Raw genomic sequence first — 21686 nt, forward strand, 5'->3', positions numbered from 1 at the left:
CGAACGGGCAAAGGTTTTTGAACCTCCAGCCGGTTCGGATATGGGCGACGGGAACGAGAGGATAGTCATGGTCACTTCGCCGGAGGACAGGATCTCCGGGCTCGACATCTGGTCGGGTCCGGTCCGCATCGCGCCGCTCGACGGCGGCATGACCAACCGCAATTACCTGGTGCAGGATAGCGCCCGGCGCTGCGTGGTGCGGTTCGGCGATGACATTCCCGTGCACCATATCAGCCGCGCCAACGAGCTTGCCGCCAGCCGGGCCGCCCATGCGGCGGGCATATCGCCGGCGGTGGTGCATGCCGCCCCCGGCATGCTGGTGCTCGACTATATCGAGGCACGCACGCTGAAGGCCGAAGAGGTCCGCCAGCCGCAGATGCTGGCCCGCATCGTGCCGCTGATCCGCGCCTGCCACCACGACATCCCGAAATATTTCCGCGGACCGGCGATGATCTTCTGGGTCTTTCATGTGATCCGCGACTATGCTGCGAGCCTTGCCGATAGCGGCAGCCGGCACATGACCCTGCTGCCGTCGCTGGTGGCCAAGGCCGAAGGGCTGGAACAGGCGGCGGGGCCGTTCGACTTCGCCTTCGGGCATAACGACCTGCTGGCGGCCAATATTCTCGACGACGGCAAGCGGCTGTGGCTGATCGACTGGGATTATGCCGGTTTCAACACGCCGCTGTTCGATCTCGGGGGGCTCGCCTCCAACAACGGATTTTCCGCAGATGACGAGCGGGTCCTGCTCGAAACCTATTTCGACACGGCGCAGGGCGAGGCACAGATGCGGCGATACCGGGCGATGAAATGCGCCTCGCTGCTGCGCGAGACCCTGTGGAGCATGATCTCGGAAATCCACTCGGCGATCCACTTCGACTACTCGGCCTATACGGTCGAGAACCTGGCCCGTTTCAACGAGGCCTATTACATCTTCCAGCACGCGGTGAGGACATGACCATGAAAGAACTGCCCAGCACGGCCAAGGCCGTCGTCATCGGCGGCGGCATTATCGGCTGCTCGACGGCCTACCATCTGGCCAAGCTCGGCCTGACGGACACCGTGCTCTTGGAGCGCCACAAGCTGACCTCCGGCACCACGTTCCATGCCGCCGGCCTGGTCGGCCAATTGCGCACCAGCGCCAATATCACGCAATTGCTCGGCTATTCGGTCGAACTCTACAAAACGCTGGAGGCCGAGACCGGGCTTGGCACCGGCTGGAAGATGAATGGCGGCTTGCGGCTCGCCTGCAATGCCGAGCGCTGGACCGAGGTCAAGCGGCAGGCAACGACCGCGCAATCCTTCGGGCTCGACATGCAATTGCTGACGCCGAAGGAGGCGCTGAACCTCTGGCCGCTGATGACCATCGACGACCTGGTGGGTGCTGCCTTCCTGCCGACCGACGGCCAGGCCAATCCGTCCGACATCACCCAGGCGCTCGCGCGCGGCGCCCGCATGGCCGGCGCGTCGATCTTCGAGGATACCGAGGTGCTTGACCTTGAGATCGACAAAGGGAGGATCCGCGCCGTGCTGACCTCGCGCGGCCGTATCGAATGCGAGCGGGTGGTGGTCTGCGCCGGGCAATGGACGCGGGCCTTTGCGGCGCGCTTCGGCGTCAACGTCCCGCTGGTCTCCGTCGAGCACCAGTACATGATCACCGAGGGTTTCGGCGTGCCGTCCAACCTGCCGACGCTGCGCGATCCGGACCGGCTCACCTATTACAAGGAAGAGGTCGGCGGGCTGGTGATGGGCGGCTACGAGCCGAACCCGATCGCCTGGGCGGTGAACGGCATTCCCGACGGCTTTCACTATTCGCTGCTCGACAGCAATTTCGACCATTTCGAGCAGGTCATGGAACAGGCGCTCGGCCGCGTGCCGGCCCTTGAGACGGCCGGCATCAAGCAATTGCTGAACGGGCCGGAAAGCTTCACCCCCGACGGCAATTTTATTCTCGGCGAGGCGCCGGAGCTGAAGAATTTCTTCGTCGGCGCCGGCTTCAACGCCTTCGGCATCGCGTCGGGTGGCGGGGCCGGCATGGCGCTGGCCGAATGGGTGCACAAGGGCGAGCCGCCCTATGATCTCTGGCCGGTCGACATCCGCCGCTTCGGCCGTCCGCATTTCGACACGGACTGGGTGCGCACCCGCACGCTGGAGGCCTATGGCAAGCACTATACGCTGGCCTTCCCGCACGAGGAATATTCAAGCGGCCGCCCCTGCCGCAAGTCGCCGCTCTATGACCGGCTGAAGGCGCAAGGCGCCTGCTTCGGCGAAAAGCTCGGCTGGGAGCGGCCCAACTGGTTTGCCGATCTGGCCGCCGGCGAAGAACCGCGGGATATCTATACTTACGAGCGGCAGAACTGGTTTGCAGCCGTCGGCCGTGAACACAAGGCCGTGCGCGAAGACGCTGTGATCTTCGACCAGACCTCTTTTGCCAAATTCGTGCTGAAGGGCCGCGACGCCGAGGCCGCCCTGTCGTGGATTGCCGCCAACGACGTGGCAAAGCCGGTCGGTACGCTGACCTATACCCAGATGCTCAACGACAAGGGCGGCATCGAATGCGACGTGACCGTGGCGCGGATCACCGAGACCGAATTCTACATCGTCACCGGCACCGGCTTTGCCACCCATGATTTCGTCTGGATCGCCAAAAATATTCCCGAAGGCCTGCATGCCGAACTGGTCGACGTCACCTCGGCCTATACGGTTCTGTCGCTGATGGGGCCGAAGGCGAGGACCATCCTGGAAAAAGTGACGCGGGCCGATGTGTCCAACGCAGCTTTCCCGTTCGGGCGGGTGAAGACGATCGGTATTGCCGGCTGCCCGGTCCGGGCGCTGCGGGTCACCTATGTCGGCGAGCTCGGCTACGAGCTGCATCTGCCGGTCGAATATGCCGGCAGCGTCTACGATGCGCTGATGGCGGCCGGCAAGGATGACGGTCTCGTCAATGCCGGCTACCGCGCCATCGAAAGCTGCCGGCTGGAAAAGGGCTACCGTGCCTGGGGTTCCGATATCGGGCCGGACCATACGCCGATGGAAGCGGGCCTTGCCTGGGCAGTCAAGACCCGCAAGCAGATCCCCTTCAAGGGCCGCGAGGCGATCGAGCGGCAGCTCTCCGCCGGCGTCAGGAAACGCATGGCAGCCTTCGTCGTCGACGATCCGGCCGTGGTGCTTCTCGGCCGCGAGACGATCTACCGCGATGGCCAGCGGGTGGGCTGGCTGTCAAGCGGCGGCTTCGGCTATACGCTTGGCAAACCGATTGGCTACGGCTTTGTGCGCAACCCCGACGGCGTGACGGAAGACTATGTGCTGTCCGGCACCTACGAGCTGGATGTGGCGATGACGCGGTTTGCCTGCACGGTATCGCTGGCGCCGCTCTACGACCCCGGCATGGCGCGTATCAAGAGCTGATCTGCTCGCTTTGTCTGCAAGGGGAGTTATCCGTCATCCCGCACTTGATGCGGGATCCAGCGCGATCAAGTCCTTGTTCGCTATAGATTTTTTCACGGCGCAGACGCGCCGTGGCTGGATTCCAGCTTTCGCTGGAATGACGGAAGACGTTGGGGAAGACTTTGCCAGCAGAATGGTCCGCGGCGGTTCCGGCGGTTTCCGCTTTTTCCATTTTTCCCGTTGACCGGGCATTTTCGAGCGGCGATACCGCATGGCACAACGACGCCGCAAAACTCGAATGGACCTGCCATGAAATTGTCGATCCCTGATGCCGAAACCCTGGTTGCCGAGGTGCTGATGGGCAAGGGGGTGGCGCCGGGCAATGCCCGTTCGGTGGCCCGCGCGCTGGTGGCGGCGGAAGCGGCGGGGCAGGGCGGCCATGGCTTGCGCCGCGTTCCGGCCTATGCGGCGCAGGCGGTGGCCGGCAAGGTCAACGGCCAGGCGGTGCCTGTCGCGACACGGCCGAAACCCGGCGTGCTGCTGATCGATGCCCAGGACGGCTATGCCTATCCGGCGCTGGATCTGGCTGTCGAGCACCTGGTGCCGATGGCGCGCGAACAGGGCATCGCCATTGCCGCGATCCGCCGCTCCCATCATGCCGGCGTGATGGCGCTGACCGTCGAGCGCTTTGCGCAAGCGGGGCTGGCGGCGATGATGTTTGCCAATGCGCCGGCCTCGATGGCGCCCTGGGGCGGGCGCAAGCCGCTCTACGGCACCAATCCGATCGCCTTTGCCACGCCGGTCGCCGGCGCCGAGCCGATCGTCATCGACCTGGCGCTGTCGAAGGTGGCGCGCGGCAAGATCATGGCGGCAGTGCAGAAGAACGAGCCGGTGCCGGAGGACTGGGCTTTCGACGTCGACGGCAATCCGACGACCGATTCCCGTGCAGCCCTTGCCGGCACCATGGCGCCGCTCGGCGGGGCAAAGGGCGCGGCGCTGGCCATGATGGTGGAAATCCTCTCGGCCGGCATGATCGGCGCCAATTATGCCTATGAGGCCTCGTCGCTGTTCGACGACCAGGGCGCGCCGGTGGCGCTCGGCCAGACGATCATCGCCATCGACCCGATGGCGACCGGAGGGACCGGCGTGCTGGACCGGTTGCGGGACCTGGCCGACGAGATCGGCGCGCAGGAGGGCGTGCGCATTCCGGGCCGTCGCGGCCAGACCTTGCGGGCCAAGGCGCTGGAGGGCGGCATCGAGATCGACGACGACGTGATTGTGGCAGCGCGCAACGCCTGACGCGGATCGTTTAGGCCTCAAAGTCGGTGCGGCTGATCTGGTGGCGCTGCAGCTTGTCGTAAAAGGTCTTGCGCGGAATGCCGAGCGCCTCAATCGTGCGGCGCACGTCGCCGCTATTGTCGGCCAGCGCCTGGCGGATCAGCGCCGCCTCGCGGCGCTCCATGCGGTCGGGCAGCGACAGGCCCGGTGGCGTGTCGTCTTTGGCTGGTGCTGTATTGTCGTCTGCGAGGCCCAGTACGGTGCGTTCGGCGTAGTGGGCGAGTTCGCGGACATTGCCCGGCCAGTCATGGCTTTTCAGATGGTGATGGATGAAGGACGGCAGGTCGGGCACGTCGCGGCGGAAACGCTGGGCGGCGCGATGCAGGAAGTGGGAGAACAGCAGCGGAATGTCGCCACGCCGCTCGCGCAGCGGCGGGATCGAGATGGTCACGACGTTCAGCCGGAAATAGAGGTCCTCGCGAAAGCTGCCGCGCTGCAAGGGATCGCCGAGATCGACCTTGGCGGCTGCGACGACGCGCAGGTCGATCGGTCTGACCTCATTGGTGCCGAGCGGCATGACCTCGCGCATTTCCAGGACGCGCAGCATCTTGACCTGGGTGGCCAGCGGCATGCTCTCGATCTCGTCGAGAAACAGCGTGCCGCCGCCGGCATGTTCGATGCGGCCGATGCGCTTCTTCTGGGCGCCGGTAAAGGCGCCGGGTTCATGGCCGAACAATTCGCTCTCGATGACGGTTTCCGGCAGGGCGCCGCAATTGAGCGCCACGAAATGGCCGTTGCGCCGCCGGCCCCAGCGATGCAGCAGGGTGGCCACCACTTCCTTGCCGCTGCCGGTTTCGCCGGCCACCAGCACGTCGACATCGGTATCGGCGATCTGGCGCAGCGTGGCGCGCAGCCGCTCCATGGCCGGCGTCTGGCCGATCAGCGGCAGGTCGTCGCCGGCATTTTCCGCCATTTGCCGCAGGGCGCGGTTTTCCAGCACCAGCCGGCGCTTTTCCGCGGCGCGGCGCACGCTTTGCACCAGCCGGTCGGCGGCGAAGGGTTTCGGAATGAAGTCATAGGCGCCGTCCTGCAGCGCCTGCACCGCCATCTGGATATCGCCATGGCCGGTGATCAGGATCACAGGCAGGTCGGCATCGATCGCCTTCAGGCGGCTGAACAGCTGCAGCCCGTCCATGCCGGGCATGCGGATATCGGTGACGACGATGCCGCTGGTCTCAGCTGTCGTTTCGCTGAGCATGGCGGCGGCGCTGGCAAAGGCGCGGACCGCAAAGCCGGCCAGTTCCAGCGTCTGCTGCGTGGCGCGGCGCAGGTCCGCGTCGTCATCGACCAGAATGATCTCGATCGCCGTGCTCATGCCGGGTCTGCCTTCTTGAGGGTCACCGCAAAGGTCGTGCCGTCGCTGTTGCTGGTGACATCGATGCCGCCGCCATAATCGGCGGCGATGTCCCTGGCGATCACCAGGCCGAGACCGAGGCCGCCGTCCTTGGAGGTGTTGAAGGGAAAGAACAGGCTTTTGAGGATGGCGTCGGGAATGCCCGGTCCGTTATCGGCAACCTCGATCACCACCTCGCCGGCGGAGGCCTCGCCAAGCGACACGTCGATGCGGCCGCCGGGGCTGTCGCCGATTGCCTCAAGGGCGTTCTGCAGCAGGTTGATGAAGATCTGTTCGAGCCGGATGCGATTGCCGTTGACGCAGAGCGACGGCGGAATTTCGGCGATGTGCAGCGTGTCCATGCGGCCGGAAAAACGGCTGCGCAACAGGAAGAGGGCGCCGTCCAGGACGGTTGCCACAGCGATCGGCTCGGCGGCGCCGCGGCCCTTGCGGGCCAGCGTCTTCAAGTCGTCGGTAATGGCGCCGATCCGCTCGGTCAGGCCGGCGATCAGGACAAGGTTTTCGGCAGCCGGATCGGGCTGGCCGCGGTCGAGGAAGGTGCGGGCATTGTCGGCATAGGCGCGGATGGTGGCGACCGGCTGGTTGATCTCGTGGGCGACGCCGGCCGCCACCTGGCCGAGAATGGCCAGCCGATTGGCCTGCACCAGTTCCTGCTGCACGGTCTGCAGCTTGATCTCGGTGCTGCGGTGCCCGGCAATCTCGGCCTGCAGACGCTCGCCGGCAAGGCTCAGCGCCTGGGTCCGCTCGATCACCCGGCGCTCCAGTTCGTCGCGGCTCCTGCGTTCCTGCTCGGCGCGGCGCAGGGCTTGCTGACGGCGATAGAGCAGCCATGCGGCAAGGCCGATCATCGGCAGCAGGATCAGCAGCGCCTGCAGACGGCTTTGCCATGCGCCGGACTGGATGGCCGCATCGACCGGTGTCAGCAGGTGCAGGGTCCAGGGGGTGGAAGCCACCGCTGCCTGCAGGGTCAGCATCTGCTGGACTGGTCCGGCAGCGTTTGGGGAGGGGTGCACGGCGATCAGGCCGCCGTGCCGGTCCACGGTTTCAAGGAAGGGCAGGGGCGTCAGCGGCGCTTCGCCGAATTGCAGGCTGTCGCGGATCGCCTCGCGCCGGTCGGGTGCGATCGGTGCCAAGCTTGAAAATCGCCATTCCGGCCGGCTGGTCACCAGGACGATGCCGTTTTGGTCGGTGACGAAGGTCGGCTTGCCGGAGGCGCCCCATTCCCGTTCCAACCCGTCGAACTCGACCTTGACCACCACGACGCCCAGCACGCCGCCGCCGGCAGTCTCGACCCGCCGCGAGATATAGAGGCCGGGCCGCTTGCTGACGCTGCCGAGCGCGTAGTGTTCGGCCGTGCCATTCTTCATGGCCAACCGGAAATAGTCGCGGAAGGCATAGCTGCTGCCGACGAAGCTCGTTTCCTCGCGCCAGTTGCTGGAGGCGACCGTCACGCCATCAATGCCGATCACGTAGATGACCGAGGCCTTGGTCTCGTCGATCAGGCTTTCGAGCTTGCGGTTGAGGCCATCCAGCCGGCCCTTGTCCTTGGTGGCCAACGCGCCGCGCAGGTCGGCATCGGCCGACAGCACCAGCGGCAGCGCGCGCGGCCGTTCCAGCACGGCTTGCAGCAGGGCGACTTTCAGGCCGGCATCGGTGCGGGCATCGGCCTCGATCCGCTCAAGCGCCGCCGCCCGGCCATAGTCGCCGGCCGCATAGAGGACTGCCGCCAGCAGGACGGCGGCGACGGCTGCAAAGCCCAGCCACGCCCGGCCGGGTCGCTCTATCGATGGTGATGTCCTGTCTTTGCCGTTTCCGCTCATGCTACATTGTGCATGTATCCGCACGAATTTCAAATAGCCTCGTGCGAATATCCACACACACCACAATGATTTCTACGTCTCCAGAAATTATTGTTATTCATAATCAATAGGTTGTATCTGGCGACATCAGTTGGCACGTCCCTTGCTGTTCAGATCTATCATCGGTCAAGGCCGTTGAATCGACGAACGCAAGGTTGCCCGGGAGGCGGAACTCTTTCCGACGGGCATGATTGGAGGATACCATGATCATCGCATCCGCGGGCGAGACCCCACGCGCCAAACAGCCCCTTTACAAGCATCTCTATGTCCAGGTCCTGGCCGCTATTGCTGCCGGCATCCTGCTCGGCCACTTTTATCCCGACATCGGAACACAGCTGAAGCCGCTCGGCGATGCCTTCATCAAGCTGGTGAAGATGATCATTGCGCCGGTGATCTTCCTGACGGTCGCGACCGGCATTGCCGGCATGACCGACATGAAGAAGGTCGGTCGGGTCGCCGGCAAGGCCATGCTCTATTTTCTGACCTTCTCGACGCTGGCGCTGGTCGTCGGCCTGGTGGTTGCAAATATCGTTCAGCCCGGCGCGGGAATGCATATCGACCCGGCCACGCTCGACGCCAAGGCGGTCGCCACCTATACCGAGAAGGCCCATGAATCCTCGATCGTCGGCTTCCTGATGGGTATTATCCCGACCACCATCGTCGGTGCCTTTGCTGATGGCGATATCCTGCAGGTGCTGTTCTTCTCGGTGCTGTTCGGCATTTCGCTGGCGCTGGTCGGCGATGCCGGCAAGCCGGTCACCGATTTCCTGCATGCGGTCATCAACCCGATCTTCAAGCTGGTTGCCATCCTGATGAAGGCGGCGCCGATCGGTGCCTTCGGGGCGATGGCCTTTACCATCGGCAAATACGGCATCGCTTCGGTCGCCAACCTCGCCATGCTGATCGGCACGTTCTACCTGACGTCCTTCCTGTTCATCGTCGTCGTGCTCGGCGCCGTTGCCCGCTACAACGGTTTCTCGATCTTCGCGCTGATCCGCTATATCAAGGAAGAGCTGCTGCTGGTGCTCGGCACGTCCTCCTCGGAAGCCGCATTGCCGGGCCTGATGAACAAGATGGAAAAGGCCGGCTGCAAGCGCTCGGTCGTCGGCCTGGTCATTCCGACTGGCTATTCCTTCAACCTTGACGGCACCAATATCTACATGACGCTGGCCGCGCTGTTCATCGCGCAGGCGACCGATATTCACCTGCCGCTCGGCGACCAGATCCTGCTTCTGGCCGTGGCCATGCTGAGCTCCAAGGGGGCTGCCGGCATCACCGGCGCCGGCTTCATCACGCTGGCGGCCACGCTGTCCGTCGTTCCTTCCGTGCCGGTGGCCGGCATGGCGCTGATCCTCGGCATCGACCGCTTCATGTCGGAATGCCGGGCGATCACCAATTTCATCGGCAATGCGGTCGCAACCGTGGTTGTTGCCCGTTGGGAAGGCGAGCTGGACGAAAGCCTGCTGCATGCAGCCCTTGGCGGCAAGGTCTACGAGGAAGACCTGCCCGCGCCGGTTCTCAACCCGGCGGAATAATCTTCGGCGCCGACCCAAGACGGTAAGCCGGAACCAAGGCGCGGTCTGCCTGAAGCGGACCGCGCTTTTTTCATTCCGCGGCGATGATGTGGAATTCGTGCAGGCGCCCGGGATTCTGGGCTTTGCCCATCAGGTAGATCAGACAGCTTGTCCGCAGCAGCGAGGCGAAATTGCTGACCTGGCCGTTGATGTTGAGCGCTTCGTCGTAGAGCGTCGATAGAAAACGCGACGTCGACATGGATTGGCCTGCGGCAATCTCGTCGATCAGATCCCAGAAGGCCGCTTCGATCTGGATGCTGGTCGAATGACCGCCGATCCGCACCGACCGGTTGACGGCGCGGTAGCGGCCGGGGTCCTGTCCTGCAAACACCTCACACATGGCGTAAATCCTCCTCCGTTTCTTGTTTTGACGGCCATTATGCGTCCGGTTTCGACAGGGGTCAATTCGAAGTCATCGGTCGGATTCCGGCGGAAAATCAGGGGTGCGGTAATGGGCTGCTACCCGCATCGACGCTGTCGGTAGCAGACTGGCGACATCAGATGATTTGCCTGACGTGCCTTGAGGAGCTGCCATTGGCCAAGATGATCCATTCGATGATCCGCATTCTCGACGAGACCCGGTCCCTCGCCTTCTATGGGGCGGCGTTCGGGCTCACTGTTGCCGAGCGGCTCGATTTCGAAACCTTCACCCTGCTTTACCTCAGCAATGGCGAGAGCGAGTTCGAGCTGGAGCTGACGGTCAACAAGGGCCGGACCGAGGCCTATGGCCTCGGCGATGGTTATGGTCATCTGGCGGTTTCGGTCACCGATCTCGATGCCGAGCATTTGCGCGTCACCGATCTCGGGCTGAACCCCGGCAAGATCATCGAGCTCAAACGGGACGGCGCGCTGTTGGCGCGGTTCTTCTTCTTGACCGATCCGGACGGCTACAAGATCGAGGTGCTGCAGCGGCACGGACGTTACAAGTAAGTCGACCGGCTGCGGCGGATAGGAGGTCCGCCGCTCTGATCGAGAATTGGGGCCGGCACTTGATGGTGCCGTCCGACAGCGGACTGGGTGAGGCCGGCTCCGTTTCATGAACCGCAGGACTTTGGGAGGAGACTGACGTGGTAACAGTTTACGAGAAAACGAATGGGCTTTCCCGCCGCGATCTTTTGAAGCGCGGCAGCATCGGCGCCATGCTGGTGATCAGCGGGACGGCGGTGATCAGTCCGCACAATGCCTGGGGCCTGGAGGCGACCGCCTTGAAGCCGGAGACCATGGCAACCCTGATCACGCTTGCCGGCGATATCTATCCGCACGACCAGCTTGCCGATCGCTTCTATGCGATCGCGGTCAAGGGACAGGATGCCCGTGCCGGCAAGGATGCCGCCCACAAGGCGCTGATCGAGGACGGTATCGCCGATCTCAATACCCGCGCCGGGGCCGGCGGCTATTCGGGGCTCGGCTGGGAGGACGACCGGGTGGCGATCCTTCGGGATATCGAGACCACGCCGTTTTTCCAGGCGATCCGCGGCGACCTCGTCGTCAGCCTCTATAACCAGCCGGAGCTCTGGCCGATCTTCGGCTACGAGGGCGAGTCCTATTCCAAGGGCGGTTATATCGAGCGCGGCTTCAGCGACATCGAGTGGCTCTGAGCCTTCATCGCTTCGACAGACCTGCGTGGAGCCGGCGCCTCGATATGCGCCGCCACGCGACATCAATTCATAGCTGATTTCGACTTTCTGGGAGGAAAACATGGCAGCTCCTTACGATCTCAACGACGACAGCGTGGTCGTCATCATCGGTTCGGGTGCGGGCGGCGGAACGCTCGGCAACGAACTGGCACAGAAGGGCGTCGACGTCGTCATTCTGGAAGCGGGCAACCGCATCGAATACGAGGAATTCGTCAACGATGAATGGGCGAGCTTCTCGCAGCTGGCCTGGCTCGACAACCGCACAACCGGTGGCGGCTGGCGGGTGTCGAAGGATTTTCCCAACCTGCCGGCATGGATCGTCAAGGCGGTCGGCGGCACCACGACCCACTGGGCCGGCGCATCCCTGCGCTTCCAGGAGCACGAGTTCAAGGACCTCACCCATTACGGCAAGGTCGAAGGCGCCAACCTGCTCGACTGGCCGATCACGCTCGCCGATCTCGAACCTTACTACGCCAAGGCCGAGGACAAGATGGGCGTGACCCGCACCAACGGCATCGAGGGCCTGCCGGGCAACAACAATTTCAAGATCCTCAAGGCCGGGGCCGACAAGCTCGGCTACAAGGAATGTCACACCGGCAACATGGCGATCAACTCGGCGCCGCGTGACGACCGCAACAGCTGTCAGCAGACCGGGTTCTGCTTCCAGGGCTGCAAATGGGGCGCCAAGTGGTCGACGCTCTATACGGAAATCCCCAAGGGCGAGGGGACCGGCAAGCTCGAGGTGCGGCCGAATTCGCATGTGGTCAAGATCGAGCATGACAAGGACGGCAAGGTCAATGCCGTGGTTTATGCGGACAAGGACGGCAAGCTGCAGAGCCAGAAGGCCCGAATCGTCTGTCTGGCCGGCAATTCCATCGAGAGCCCGCGGCTGCTGCTGAATTCGGCATCGTCGCTGTTCCCGGATGGTCTTGCCAATTCCTCCGGCCAGGTCGGGAAGAACTACATGCGCCACACGACCGGTTCGGTCTATGGGGTGTTTGAAAAGCCGGTGCATATGTATCGCGGCACCACCATGGCCGGCATTATCCGCGATGAAGCCAAGCATGATCCGTCGCGCGGCTTCGTCGGCGGCTATGAGCTGGAAACCCTGTCGCTCGGCATTCCGTTCATGGCGGCCTTCCTCGATCCGGGCGGCTGGGGCCGCTCCTTCACCTCGGCCATGGACCAATATGCCAATATGGCCGGCCTGTGGATCGTCGGCGAGGACATGCCGCAGGAACAGAATGCTGTAACGCTGCATGCAACGCTCAAGGACAAGTATGGCATGCCGATCCCGGATGTCTCGTTCACCGACCATCCGAACGATGTGGCGATGCGCAACCACGCCTACAAGAAGGGCATGGCGATCTACGAGGCTGTCGGCGCGACCCGCACCTTCCCGACGCCGCCTTATCCGTCGACCCACAATCTCGGCACCAACCGCATGAGCGAAAAGGCTGGGGATGGCGTGGTCAACAAACACGGACGGACGCACGACATCAAGAACCTGTTCATCTCGGACGGCAGCCAGTTCACCACCGGGGCGGCGGAAAATCCGACGCTGACCATCGTGTCGCTGGCGATCCGCCAGGCCGAACACATCGCCTCGGAAATGGCCGCCGGCAGCATCTGACAGCGGGTGCTTGAACGATCACAATCCGCGCGTCCGCAATATCCGGGCGCGTGGATTTCTCACTCAGGCGGCCATCTTGTCCCGGCGGTGGCGGGCAGGGGGAACCGCCATCTGGTTGCCGCGCCAGACAAAGCCGTTGCCGAACCAGGCCGCGGCCCAGAGGGCCGGAAGGGCGGCATCGCGCAGCAAGAGGGCCGCCGGCGTGCGCAGCGACAGTGGCCAGCGAAAGAGACGGGTCAGCAGGATTTCAGAACCGTACCACAGGGCGGCATAGAGCAGCCCGGCCCAAAGCGGCCAGTCGCCGAACCCCACGAGAACTGCAGTCGAAAGCATCGGCAGGGCGCCGCCGCTTAAGATTTCCGGTGCGAAATAGAGCGGAAAGGAGGCCCGCCGCAGCCGCGCCCAGCGCAATTGCCGGCGCCAGATGCCGCCCCAACTGCGCCGGCCGAGCGGCTGCTGGAACGGCTCGATGGTCAAGCGCACGCAAAGGCCTGCTGTCCGCACGATCTTGGTGGCGGCCGCATCCTCTGCCACCTCCTCGGCAAGGCTTTCGATGCCGCCACTGGCATCCAGCAGGCTGCGCTGCATCAGCATGGTCTTGCCCTGGCCGAAGCCGAAGCCGATCTCGTCGGCGACAAGCTGCCAGCGCGCCTGGAAACTGTTCAGCCAGACGCATTCGACCTCGGCCCAGAATCCCTCCGGCGCTGAACCGGCGGGCGGCGAGCACACCATGCCGGTGCCGGGCAGCCAGCGGGCAAACAGCCGGTCGAGATAATCGGACGGCGCGAGCACATTGCTGTCGGCAAGGACGATCCAGTCGTGGCACGCCGCATTCCAGCCCTTGACGACATTGTTGAGTTTCGGATTGACGCTGACCTTGACGTCGCCGACCAGAAGGCGCGCCGCGACATCGGGATGGGCGGCGATCAGCCGTTCGACCAGCGGGATGGCCGGGTCATCCGTGGCGGCCACGCAGAAGATGATCTCGACCTCGGGCCAGTCGAGGTGGAAGGTCGATTCAAGCGTTTCGGCCAGATTGTTTTCAAGGCCGCAGACCGGCCGCAGGATGCTGACCGGTGGCCGTTTGATCTGCCAGTCGGTGGCGGTCGGGGCGGCTTTGCGGATGCGACGGGCGGCGACGGCAATGCTGACAAGGTGGCTGATCAAGGCAATCGCGCAGACTATCGACAGTGCCCACATGGTGCTTTCCTTATACCCGGCCTATCCGGGATATAGAGGCTGTGTGACAGTTCGATGAAATAGCATGGGAGGCAGGCCGGGGGCAAAGCGCTTCAGCCGTTGCGCAGAACCTTGACCAGCCGCCAGCCGAGATAGAGCGTGACGGCGGCGCCGACGGCAAAGCCGCTGAGATCGCTGGCCAGTTCGGCAATGGTGATGACATTGTCGCTGAACACCATGCCAAGACCGACATAGAGCCCCACCCAGACAATTTCGCCGAGCGCCCCGAACAGCGTGAAGCGGGCCCATGAAAAACCGGTGGCGCCGGTGATGAGGTTCACATAGGGGCCGAGCGGCGCCAGCAGCCAGCGGGTGAAGAACACGCCAGTGCCGCCATGGCGGTCGATCTCGTGGCGGGCCTTGTCGAGCGCCTGGCGGCCGGACGGTTTTCGAACAATGCGCGCCATGATGGGGCCGCCGCCGGCGCGGCCGATGAAAAAGCCCAATTGGTCGCCGCCGATGGCGGCGGCAAGGGCGGTTATGATCACCGTCACGGGGCTGAAATCGCCGGCAACAGCCAGCGAGCCCATCAGCATCATCACCACGGACACCGGCGCCGGCAGGCCGAGGCAGCTGAGTGTCGTGACGATCGCCAGGAAGGGCAGTCCGTAAAGCGGCACCAGCGCCAGGAACGCTTCCGTCATCGACCGGCGCCTTCCTCCCGGAGGCGCTGGATGGCGGCCTGGATCTCGGCCTCGAAGGCCTCTGGCGTCTGGCCGCGTTCCTGTGCCATCGATTCGATGGTGGGTCGCTTGCCCTTTTCCGGCGGCATCAGGTTCAAGGCATCGATCAGGGCATCGCGCGGCACATCGTAGGAATGGGCGATATAGCCGATGGTCATCCAGTCCTCAAGCGGCTGGTTACGATGGGCGGGGTCGTTCCAGTAGAGCACCCACAGCGCAAAGCGCACGGCGAAGAACAGCGTCACCGCCGTAGCAGCGACGAAGGCGCTTAAAAGGAGCGCGTGGCGTTTCCAGAGGGATGACAGTCGTCGCATGAGGGCTCCGTGCCGGCACTGTCCACAGTGCCCCGGCCGTCGGGGCTTGACACGACGGACACCGCCCTTTCAATCAGGAAAGCGCAGAACGGTAAAGGGTGACCTCGGTATGACGGCGACGGAGATCAGACTGGAGGAAAGCTGGAAGCGGGTGCTCGGGCCGGAGTTTTCGAGCCCTTACATGCAGCAGCTTCGCGAATTCCTGCTGGCGGAAAAGGCCGATGGCAAGCGCATCTTCCCGAAGGGAGGCGAGTATTTCCGGGCTCTCGACCTGACGCCGCTTGAGGACGTGCGCGTCGTCATCCTCGGGCAGGATCCCTATCATGGTGCCGGCCAGGCCCATGGGCTGTGCTTCAGCGTTCAGCCGGGCGTGCGCCTGCCGCCGTCGCTGGTCAATATCTACAAGGAATTGGAGGCGGACCTCGGCATTCCGCCGGCCCGTCACGGCTTTCTCGAAAGCTGGGCACGGCAGGGCGTATTGTTGCTGAACAGCGTGCTGACGGTCGAAGAGGCGCGCGCCGCGTCCCATCAGGGGCGGGGCTGGGAACGTTTCACCGACGCGGTGATCCGCATCATCAACGACGAATGCGAGAATGTCGTCTTCATCCTGTGGGGGGCGTACGCCCAAAAGAAGGCGGCCTTTGTCGATCAGAAACGCCACCTTGTCCTCAAGTCGCCGCATCCCTCGCCCCTGTCGGCCCATAACGGCTTTTTCGGCAGTCGGCCATTTTCAAAGGCCAATGAATTTCTGATGTCGCGCGGGCTGGAGCCGATCGACTGGCGTCTGCCCGAAGAGCCACATACTGTCTGATGTTGCAGTGCGATCACAGACCCCGATGTCAGCTAGGCCCCTAAAATCTTAGTGCTTTTCATACGGAACAATTTCGGCATACTCCGGAAATACTTCCGTTGAATTCCTAGGATCAATACCGATGAACCCGTCAGTCTTCTCCCGTCCGGTGTGGAGGCGCCCGAACCGTGCGTCTGTTGCCGCCGTCGAGCTTGAGCGAAACGAAGAGGCTGATCTCGTCGTCATCGGCGGTGGCTTTCAAGGCTTGTCGACGGCATTGCATGCCGCCAGAAAGGGGCTGTCTGTCCGGGTGATCGAGGCCGGCCGAATTGGCGAAGGCGCTTCGGGGCTGAATGGCGGGCAGGTCATACCGGGCCTGAAATACGACCCGGAATGGCTGCTGCGGCATTTCGGCGATGAGCGCGGAGAGCGGCTGGCGGCGTTTTCTGAGAAAACGGCCGATGCCGTCTTCGACCTGATCGAGGCCGAGGGGCTCGATGTGGAGCATTGCCGCAACGGCTGGATCCAGGCGGCGCATACCGAAACGGCGCTGGCCGCTGCTGCGGAGCGCAACCGCCAATGGAAGACGAGGGGTGCCGACGCGACGCTGCTGAACGATGCCGAGATTTCGTTCATGACCGGTGCACGCGGCTATCTCGGCGGCTGGCTCGACCGACGCGCCGGGGTCATCAATCCGCTGGCCTTCGTGCTGGAATTGGCGCGGCTGGCCGGCGAGGCCGGTGTGCGGATCGCTGAAGGCGAGCGGGCAACGGGCCTCAGGCAGGAAAGCGGCCGCTGGCATGTGGAAACGGCCGGCGGTGGCGTGGTGCGCGCCAAGACGGTGGTCATCGCCACCAATGCCTATTCCGATGCGCTGGTGCCGGGCCTTGCCCGCAGCCTCGTTCCGCTCAACTCCTTCCAGATCGCCACCGCGCCGCTGCCTATTCTTCAGCAGGACCTGATTCTGTCGCATGGCCAGGCGGTCTCCGACAGCCGGCGCATCCTTGTTTATTATCGCAAGAGCCCCGACGGGCGTCTGGTGCTGGGCGGTCGGGGTCGGATGGCGACGCCTCGCCATGCCGAGGACTGGGCGCATCTGGAGCACGCCCTGCTACGGCTTTTTCCGGCGCTGACCGGCATCGACATCGAGCATCGCTGGTTCGGACGGGTGGCGATGACGGCGGATCACCTGCCGCATATCCACGAACCGCAGAAGGGCCTGCTGATGGCCGCCGGCTGCCAGGGGCGCGGCGTCGGCCTGATGACGGCGCTGGGCAAGCGTTTTGCCGATTACATCGAAAGCGGCGATCCGTTGACGCTGCCATTCCCGATCTCGCCGATCCGACCCATCCCGCTGCATGCCCTGCGCCAGGTCGGCGTCGCGGCCATGATCACCTGGTATCGCATGCTCGACGGGCTCGAGCGCTAAGTGTTTTCGGTGCCGACCGAAATTTGCGAGATTAAGGAGCAAATACAAACAGCTTCGAAGGCATGCGGAACGTCGAGTTATTGCGTTCTCACGGAAGCTCCTTTGCGTTAGGTTCGGAGGGGTATCGACAGCAGTTTGCGCGTCCATTGACAAAATGCGTAAAACTCGTATTTTACACAAAAAGGAGACGAGCAATCATGGCCCAAGCTTTAAGAGTTTCCGCAACTGAGTTCGCCCGTAAATTTACGACATTCAGGGAACAGGTCCAGTCGGCGGGTGTGATTGAAGTCACGGCGCATAACCGCACGATCGGTGGGTTCCTCTCTGCAGCGGAACTCAACCACTATCACGACATGAAAAAACGTGAGCGCGAAGTCATTCGTGTCAGCGAAATGGACGACGAAACCATGGCGTTGATCATGAATTCTGAATACGGCAAAGCATCCGAGTGAAATACCCAACTCCGGTTGCGGGCCTCGTCGTGCGCTACAATTACCTGTGGGACAAGGAAAAGAGCGAGGGGTTTTCCTTGGGGAGCAAGGACAGGCCTTGCGCCATTGTCGTTTATCACTCGAAGACCAACGACACCATCGTCGTGCCGATCACGCATTCTCCACCCGACCTTGGTGAGGAAGACCTCTCCCTTGAGGTTCCGCCGGAACTCTGCCGCCAGCTCGGCTTGGACGATGACGCCAACTGGATTCGCGTAAGCGAGGTCAACAGATTTGAATGGCCCGGCGTTCACCTTAGGTCACTGCCCTCTGATCCGAGCCGTTGTCATTATGGAATGATCCCGCCGGACCTCTTCGAACGGCTTAAAGCCAAACTTCAGGAGACGATGAAGAAGGGACGGGTGGCTTTGGCTAAGCGTTGATTGGCGGGCGCTATGGTGGCCGATCTTCTCTCTGCTGCATAATTCCTGAAAATTTTGCGGGTGCGCTTCTGCGGCTTGCGGCGGTCAGCGGCTTGATTGATAGTGCGCGGCACAAACCGTATCCAGAGGAGTAAGCCATGAGTCACCATCTGCAGTTCTTCATCGACGGCCAGTGGGTCGATCCGGTCAAGCCGGCCGTGCTTGACGTCATCGATCCGTCGACGGAAGAGGCCTATACGCAGATTTCGATTGGCTCGGCAGAGGACGTCAACAAGGCTGTGGCCGCCGCCAAGGCTGCTTTTGCCAGCTTCTCACTGTGGTCGAAGGACGAGCGCATGGCGCTCTTGAAGCGCATTCTCGAGGTCTATAACGAACGCTTCGAGGACATCGCCCAGGCCGTCAGCCAGGAAATGGGCGCGCCGCTGTCCTTTGCCCGCGACAGCCAGGCCGCCGCCGGCCGCGGTCATATGGAATCGACCATCGCCGCCTTCGAGACCTATGAATTCTCGGAAAAGCGCGGCACCACCATGGTGGTCAAGGAGCCGATCGGCGTCTGCGCGCTGATCACGCCGTGGAACTGGCCGCTCAACCAGATCGTCTGCAAGGTGGCCCCGGCGATTGCCGCCGGTTGCACGGTGGTGCTGAAGCCGTCGGAAATCGCGCCGATCAGCGGCGTAATCTTCGCCGAGGTCATGGAAGCCGCCGGCACGCCGAAGGGCGTGTTCAACATGGTGCAGGGCAACGGGCCGGATGTCGGGCAGATCATGGCCGGCCATCCCGATGTCGACATGGTGTCCTTCACCGGCTCGACGCGGGCCGGCATCATCGTCGCCAAGACGGCCGCCGATACGGTCAAGCGCGTCGCGCAGGAACTCGGCGGCAAGTCGGCCAATATCATCCTGCCGGATGCCGATCTTCAGCAGGCGGTGACCGATGGCGTTGCCGGCTGCTTCGGCAATTCCGGCCAGTCCTGCGACGCGCCGACCCGCATGCTGGTGCCAGCCGATCGCCATGACGAGGCGCTGGCGATCGCCAAGACGGCCGCCGAGACTTTCGTGACCGGTGACCCACGCTCCGACGATACGATGCTCGGGCCGGTTGTCAGCCAGGTGCAGTTCGACAAGATCCAGCGGCTGATCGAGGCGGGTATCGCGGAAGGCGCGACGCTGGTGACCGGTGGTCCGGGGCGCCCGGAAAACCTCAACCGCGGCTATTACATCCGCCCGACGGTGTTCGGCAATGTTTCCAACGACATGACGATCGCCCGCGAAGAGATCTTCGGGCCGGTGCTGTCGATCCTGCCCTACAGGGACGAGGAAGAGGCCGTGACGATCGCCAATGACACGGTCTATGGGCTGGCGGCCTATATCCAGTCCGGCGACATTGGCCATGCCCGCAAGGTGGCGGCCAGGATGCGGGCCGGTTCGGTCTATATCAACTATCCCGACTGGGACACGTTCGCACCGTTCGGCGGTTACAAGCAATCCGGCAATGGCCGCGAATATGCCGACTGGGCGATCCACGATTTCCTTGAAATCAAGGGCATCGTCGGCTACGGCGACTGATCCCAGAAACGCCTGAAGCCGGGAGTGACGAAAGTCGTCCCGGCCTTTTCCCATCGCGACAGGAAACAGCGCGGACCGCGCTTGTTCGGGGCCAATCGTCGCGATAGGGTCGGTCATTCTTCACTAGTCCCGGTTCCTCCATGCCTTCTGACAATCAGCGCCAGTATCGGGCCGGTGTGGTCTATGCCGCGACTTCGGCTCTTGCCTGGTCGACATCCGGCCTGTTCATCCGCTCGATTTCCACAGACCTGATGACCATGCTGTTCCTGCGCGGCATCGTGTCGGGCAGCTGTGTCTTTCTGGTCTTTCTCTACATGGAACGGGGCGAGGCAGCGGCGATCCTGAAGCGCATGCGGGGGCCGTCGATTGCCGCCATGGTGCTGTCGGCGATCAGCATGATCAGCGGCATCGGCTCGATGTATTACACCTCGATTGCCGACGCCATGGTGATCTATGCAACGGTGCCCTTCGTGACGGCGGGTGTCGCCTACCTGACGATCGGCGAGCGGCCAAGCCGCTCGACGCTGATTGCCAGCGGGGTCGCGGTGATCGGCGTGCTGGTCATGCTGGCCGATGGCGAGGGAGAACCCGGCGGTTGGGTGGGCAAGCTGCTGGCCGTGGTGATGACGCTCAGCGTCGCGGGTCTGGCGACCGTCATGCGCCGGCATCGCACCGTGCCGATGCTACCGGCCATGGCGGGCTCGGCCTGGCTGTGTTCGGCAGCGACCTTCTGGTTTGCCGCGCCGTTTTCCGTGTCTGCCGCCGATCTCGGGCTGATCGTCACCTTCGGCATCGTCCAGAACGCCTTCGGTCTCATTCTCTACACCGCCGCCTCGCGCCGCATTCCGGCGGCCGACGCCAGCCTGCTGACGGCCCTGGAAGTGCCGCTGACGCCGCTCTGGGTGGCGCTGTTCCTCGGCGAACTGCCATCGGCCTCGACGATGATCGGCGGGCCCATCGTGCTGGCGGCGCTGTTCGGCCACATCCTCTACGAGGTCCGTCGCGATCGCGGCGGCGTGGCGGCGCCTGAGAGCCTGGCCTAACCTGCTGCAAAGGCTTGAACTGGCAGACAAAAGGCGGTTCACTGGCCATCGTTCTTCGCTGCCCTGTCCTCTTCGAGAATCGAGTTTTGTCCATGAAACAGGTCTTCAATCCACCGTCGGTGCGCCGTCCTTTCGGTCACTACAATCACGGCCTGCTGGTGCCGGCCGGGGCCAGCCTGCTGGTCACGTCAGGGCAGTTGGGCATCCGTCCGGACGATACGGTTCCAGAGGATGTGACATCGCAAGCCGAGCTCTGTTTTGACGCCATCAAGGCCATTCTTGAAGAGGCCGAGATGACCTTCGCCGATGTCATCCGCATCTCGGGGTTCGTCACCAAACGGGAGGATTTTGCGCCCTACATGGCCGTGCGGGACCGCTATACGCTCGATCCGAAACCGGTTTCGACACTGATCATCGTATCGGGTTTCACCCGTGCGGAATTCCTGGTCGAGGTGGAGGTCACGGCGGCAAGGAACTTCTGACGGGCGACCCTTCCGGGACCTTCGGGGAACAAATGGCGCGCCGGGCCGTTCCTCTCCCACTGAAATTAAGGGAGAAAGGACTAAGCCATGCAGACGAAGCTCATTCTTATAACGGCCGCCATGATCGGTTCGATTGCCGGCACGGCGTTCGCACAGGAAGGTACCGTGACCGGGGCTGCCGGCGGTGCCGTGACCGGCGCCATCGTTGGCGGACCGGTTGGCGCTGCCGTAGGCGGCGTGGTTGGCGCGATTGCCGGCACGGCCGTTGCACCGCCGCCGCCGCCCGTGGTCACCTATGTGCGCCAGCAGCCGGTGCCTGCGGAAACCGTGATTATCGAACAGCGCGTGGCCGTCGGCGAGCCTATCCCGCCGCAGGTGGTGCTGACGCCGATCCCGGAAGATCCGACCTATTCCTATGCGATCGTCAACAATCAGCGCGTCATCGTCGATCCGCAGACCTATGTGGTCGTCGGCGTGGTGGAGTAGGC

The 21686-nt window shown here is 63.5% G+C and carries 22 protein-coding genes; 15 read left to right on the forward strand and 7 right to left on the reverse strand.

Translation table 11 applies throughout. The features are described from left to right. Positions 1-67: 67 nt before the first annotated feature. Positions 68-955 (forward strand): phosphotransferase, encoded by an 888-nt coding sequence (locus HFC70_RS04560; protein WP_168472024.1) that lies wholly within the window; start codon positions 68-70, stop codon positions 953-955. After that, positions 952-3405 (forward strand): FAD-dependent oxidoreductase, encoded by a 2454-nt coding sequence (locus tag HFC70_RS04565; RefSeq protein WP_168472025.1) that lies wholly within the window; start codon positions 952-954, stop codon positions 3403-3405. The genes HFC70_RS04560 and HFC70_RS04565 overlap by 4 nt, the downstream gene beginning before the upstream one ends. On the opposite strand, the gene HFC70_RS04570 is transcribed toward HFC70_RS04565, so the two are convergent. Next, positions 3395-3616, reverse strand: coding sequence for a hypothetical protein (locus tag HFC70_RS04570; RefSeq protein ID WP_168472026.1), 222 nt, complete (start codon positions 3614-3616; stop codon positions 3395-3397). The genes HFC70_RS04565 and HFC70_RS04570 overlap by 11 nt on opposite strands. Positions 3617-3693: 77 nt before the next feature. Here HFC70_RS04570 and HFC70_RS04575 point away from each other — a divergent pair, with 77 nt between their 5' ends. Beyond that, positions 3694-4683: an Ldh family oxidoreductase gene (locus HFC70_RS04575; protein ID WP_168472027.1), complete on the forward strand. Its 990-nt coding sequence runs from the start codon at positions 3694-3696 to the stop codon at positions 4681-4683. Between the two features lie 10 nt (positions 4684-4693). Here the strand turns inward: HFC70_RS04575 and HFC70_RS04580 are convergent, their stop codons facing one another. Then, positions 4694-6037, reverse strand: coding sequence for a sigma-54 dependent transcriptional regulator (locus HFC70_RS04580; protein WP_168472028.1), 1344 nt, complete (start codon positions 6035-6037; stop codon positions 4694-4696). Further along, entirely contained in the window at positions 6034-7896 is a 1863-nt protein-coding gene (locus HFC70_RS04585; protein ID WP_168472029.1) for an ATP-binding protein, read from the reverse strand. Before HFC70_RS04585 ends, HFC70_RS04580 begins: the two co-directional genes overlap by 4 nt. A 242-nt stretch (positions 7897-8138) precedes the next feature. Between HFC70_RS04585 and HFC70_RS04590 the strand changes: the two genes are divergently transcribed. After that, positions 8139-9470: a dicarboxylate/amino acid:cation symporter gene (locus HFC70_RS04590; RefSeq protein WP_168472030.1), complete on the forward strand. Its 1332-nt coding sequence runs from the start codon at positions 8139-8141 to the stop codon at positions 9468-9470. A 70-nt stretch (positions 9471-9540) separates the two neighbouring features. Here HFC70_RS04590 and HFC70_RS04595 read toward each other — a convergent pair whose 3' ends face one another. After that, positions 9541-9849 (reverse strand): ribbon-helix-helix domain-containing protein, encoded by a 309-nt coding sequence (locus HFC70_RS04595; protein ID WP_168472031.1) that lies wholly within the window; start codon positions 9847-9849, stop codon positions 9541-9543. Between the two features lie 194 nt (positions 9850-10043). Here HFC70_RS04595 and HFC70_RS04600 point away from each other — a divergent pair, with 194 nt between their 5' ends. From HFC70_RS04600 to HFC70_RS04610, 3 genes are all read left to right on the forward strand, one after another. Further along, positions 10044-10439: a VOC family protein gene (locus HFC70_RS04600; RefSeq protein ID WP_168472032.1), complete on the forward strand. Its 396-nt coding sequence runs from the start codon at positions 10044-10046 to the stop codon at positions 10437-10439. A 137-nt stretch (positions 10440-10576) separates the two neighbouring features. Continuing rightward, positions 10577-11107, forward strand: coding sequence for a gluconate 2-dehydrogenase subunit 3 family protein (locus HFC70_RS04605; RefSeq protein ID WP_168472033.1), 531 nt, complete (start codon positions 10577-10579; stop codon positions 11105-11107). A 100-nt stretch (positions 11108-11207) separates the two neighbouring features. Next, complete coding sequence (locus tag HFC70_RS04610) at positions 11208-12779, forward strand: GMC family oxidoreductase (RefSeq protein ID WP_168472034.1); 1572 nt, start codon at positions 11208-11210, stop codon at positions 12777-12779. 63 nt (positions 12780-12842) lie between these two features. On the opposite strand, the gene HFC70_RS04615 is transcribed toward HFC70_RS04610, so the two are convergent. The 3 genes from HFC70_RS04615 to HFC70_RS04625 all read right to left on the reverse strand — a co-directional run bounded on the left by HFC70_RS04615 (position 12843) and on the right by HFC70_RS04625 (position 15015). Beyond that, positions 12843-13979 carry a ceramide glucosyltransferase gene (locus HFC70_RS04615; RefSeq protein ID WP_168472035.1) on the reverse strand — a complete coding sequence of 379 codons (1137 nt, stop codon included), beginning with the start codon at positions 13977-13979 and terminating at the stop codon, positions 12843-12845. Between the two features lie 92 nt (positions 13980-14071). Then, positions 14072-14662 (reverse strand): DedA family protein, encoded by a 591-nt coding sequence (locus tag HFC70_RS04620; RefSeq protein ID WP_168472036.1) that lies wholly within the window; start codon positions 14660-14662, stop codon positions 14072-14074. Next, positions 14659-15015, reverse strand: a complete 357-nt coding sequence (locus tag HFC70_RS04625; RefSeq protein WP_168472037.1) for a hypothetical protein — start codon at positions 15013-15015, stop codon at positions 14659-14661. Before HFC70_RS04625 ends, HFC70_RS04620 begins: the two co-directional genes overlap by 4 nt. Before the next feature lie 109 nt (positions 15016-15124). Here HFC70_RS04625 and ung point away from each other — a divergent pair, with 109 nt between their 5' ends. The 8 genes from ung to HFC70_RS04665 all read left to right on the forward strand — a co-directional run bounded on the left by ung (position 15125) and on the right by HFC70_RS04665 (position 21684). Continuing rightward, a complete protein-coding gene (gene ung / locus HFC70_RS04630; protein WP_168472038.1) occupies positions 15125-15826 on the forward strand; it encodes a uracil-DNA glycosylase in 702 nt (233 codons plus the stop codon). Between the two features lie 121 nt (positions 15827-15947). Beyond that, a complete protein-coding gene (locus HFC70_RS04635) occupies positions 15948-17234 on the forward strand; it encodes an FAD-binding oxidoreductase (protein ID WP_168472039.1) in 1287 nt (428 codons plus the stop codon). Between the two features lie 197 nt (positions 17235-17431). Beyond that, complete coding sequence (locus HFC70_RS04640) at positions 17432-17686, forward strand: hypothetical protein (protein ID WP_168472040.1); 255 nt, start codon at positions 17432-17434, stop codon at positions 17684-17686. A 29-nt stretch (positions 17687-17715) separates the two neighbouring features. Next, a complete protein-coding gene (locus tag HFC70_RS04645; protein ID WP_368669530.1) occupies positions 17716-18108 on the forward strand; it encodes a hypothetical protein in 393 nt (130 codons plus the stop codon). Positions 18109-18245: 137 nt separating this feature from the next. Next, a complete protein-coding gene (locus HFC70_RS04650) occupies positions 18246-19673 on the forward strand; it encodes an aldehyde dehydrogenase family protein (protein WP_168472042.1) in 1428 nt (475 codons plus the stop codon). 140 nt (positions 19674-19813) lie between these two features. Then, entirely contained in the window at positions 19814-20716 is a 903-nt protein-coding gene (locus HFC70_RS04655) for a DMT family transporter (RefSeq protein ID WP_168472043.1), read from the forward strand. Positions 20717-20808: 92 nt separating this feature from the next. Then, positions 20809-21198: a RidA family protein gene (locus tag HFC70_RS04660; protein WP_168472044.1), complete on the forward strand. Its 390-nt coding sequence runs from the start codon at positions 20809-20811 to the stop codon at positions 21196-21198. Positions 21199-21318: 120 nt separating this feature from the next. Then, positions 21319-21684: a DUF1236 domain-containing protein gene (locus tag HFC70_RS04665; RefSeq protein ID WP_246735655.1), complete on the forward strand. Its 366-nt coding sequence runs from the start codon at positions 21319-21321 to the stop codon at positions 21682-21684. Positions 21685-21686 lie beyond the last annotated feature (2 nt).

Origin of the sequence: Agrobacterium sp. a22-2, from assembly GCF_012276985.1 — a bacterium.
Lineage (GTDB): Bacteria > Pseudomonadota > Alphaproteobacteria > Rhizobiales > Rhizobiaceae > Allorhizobium.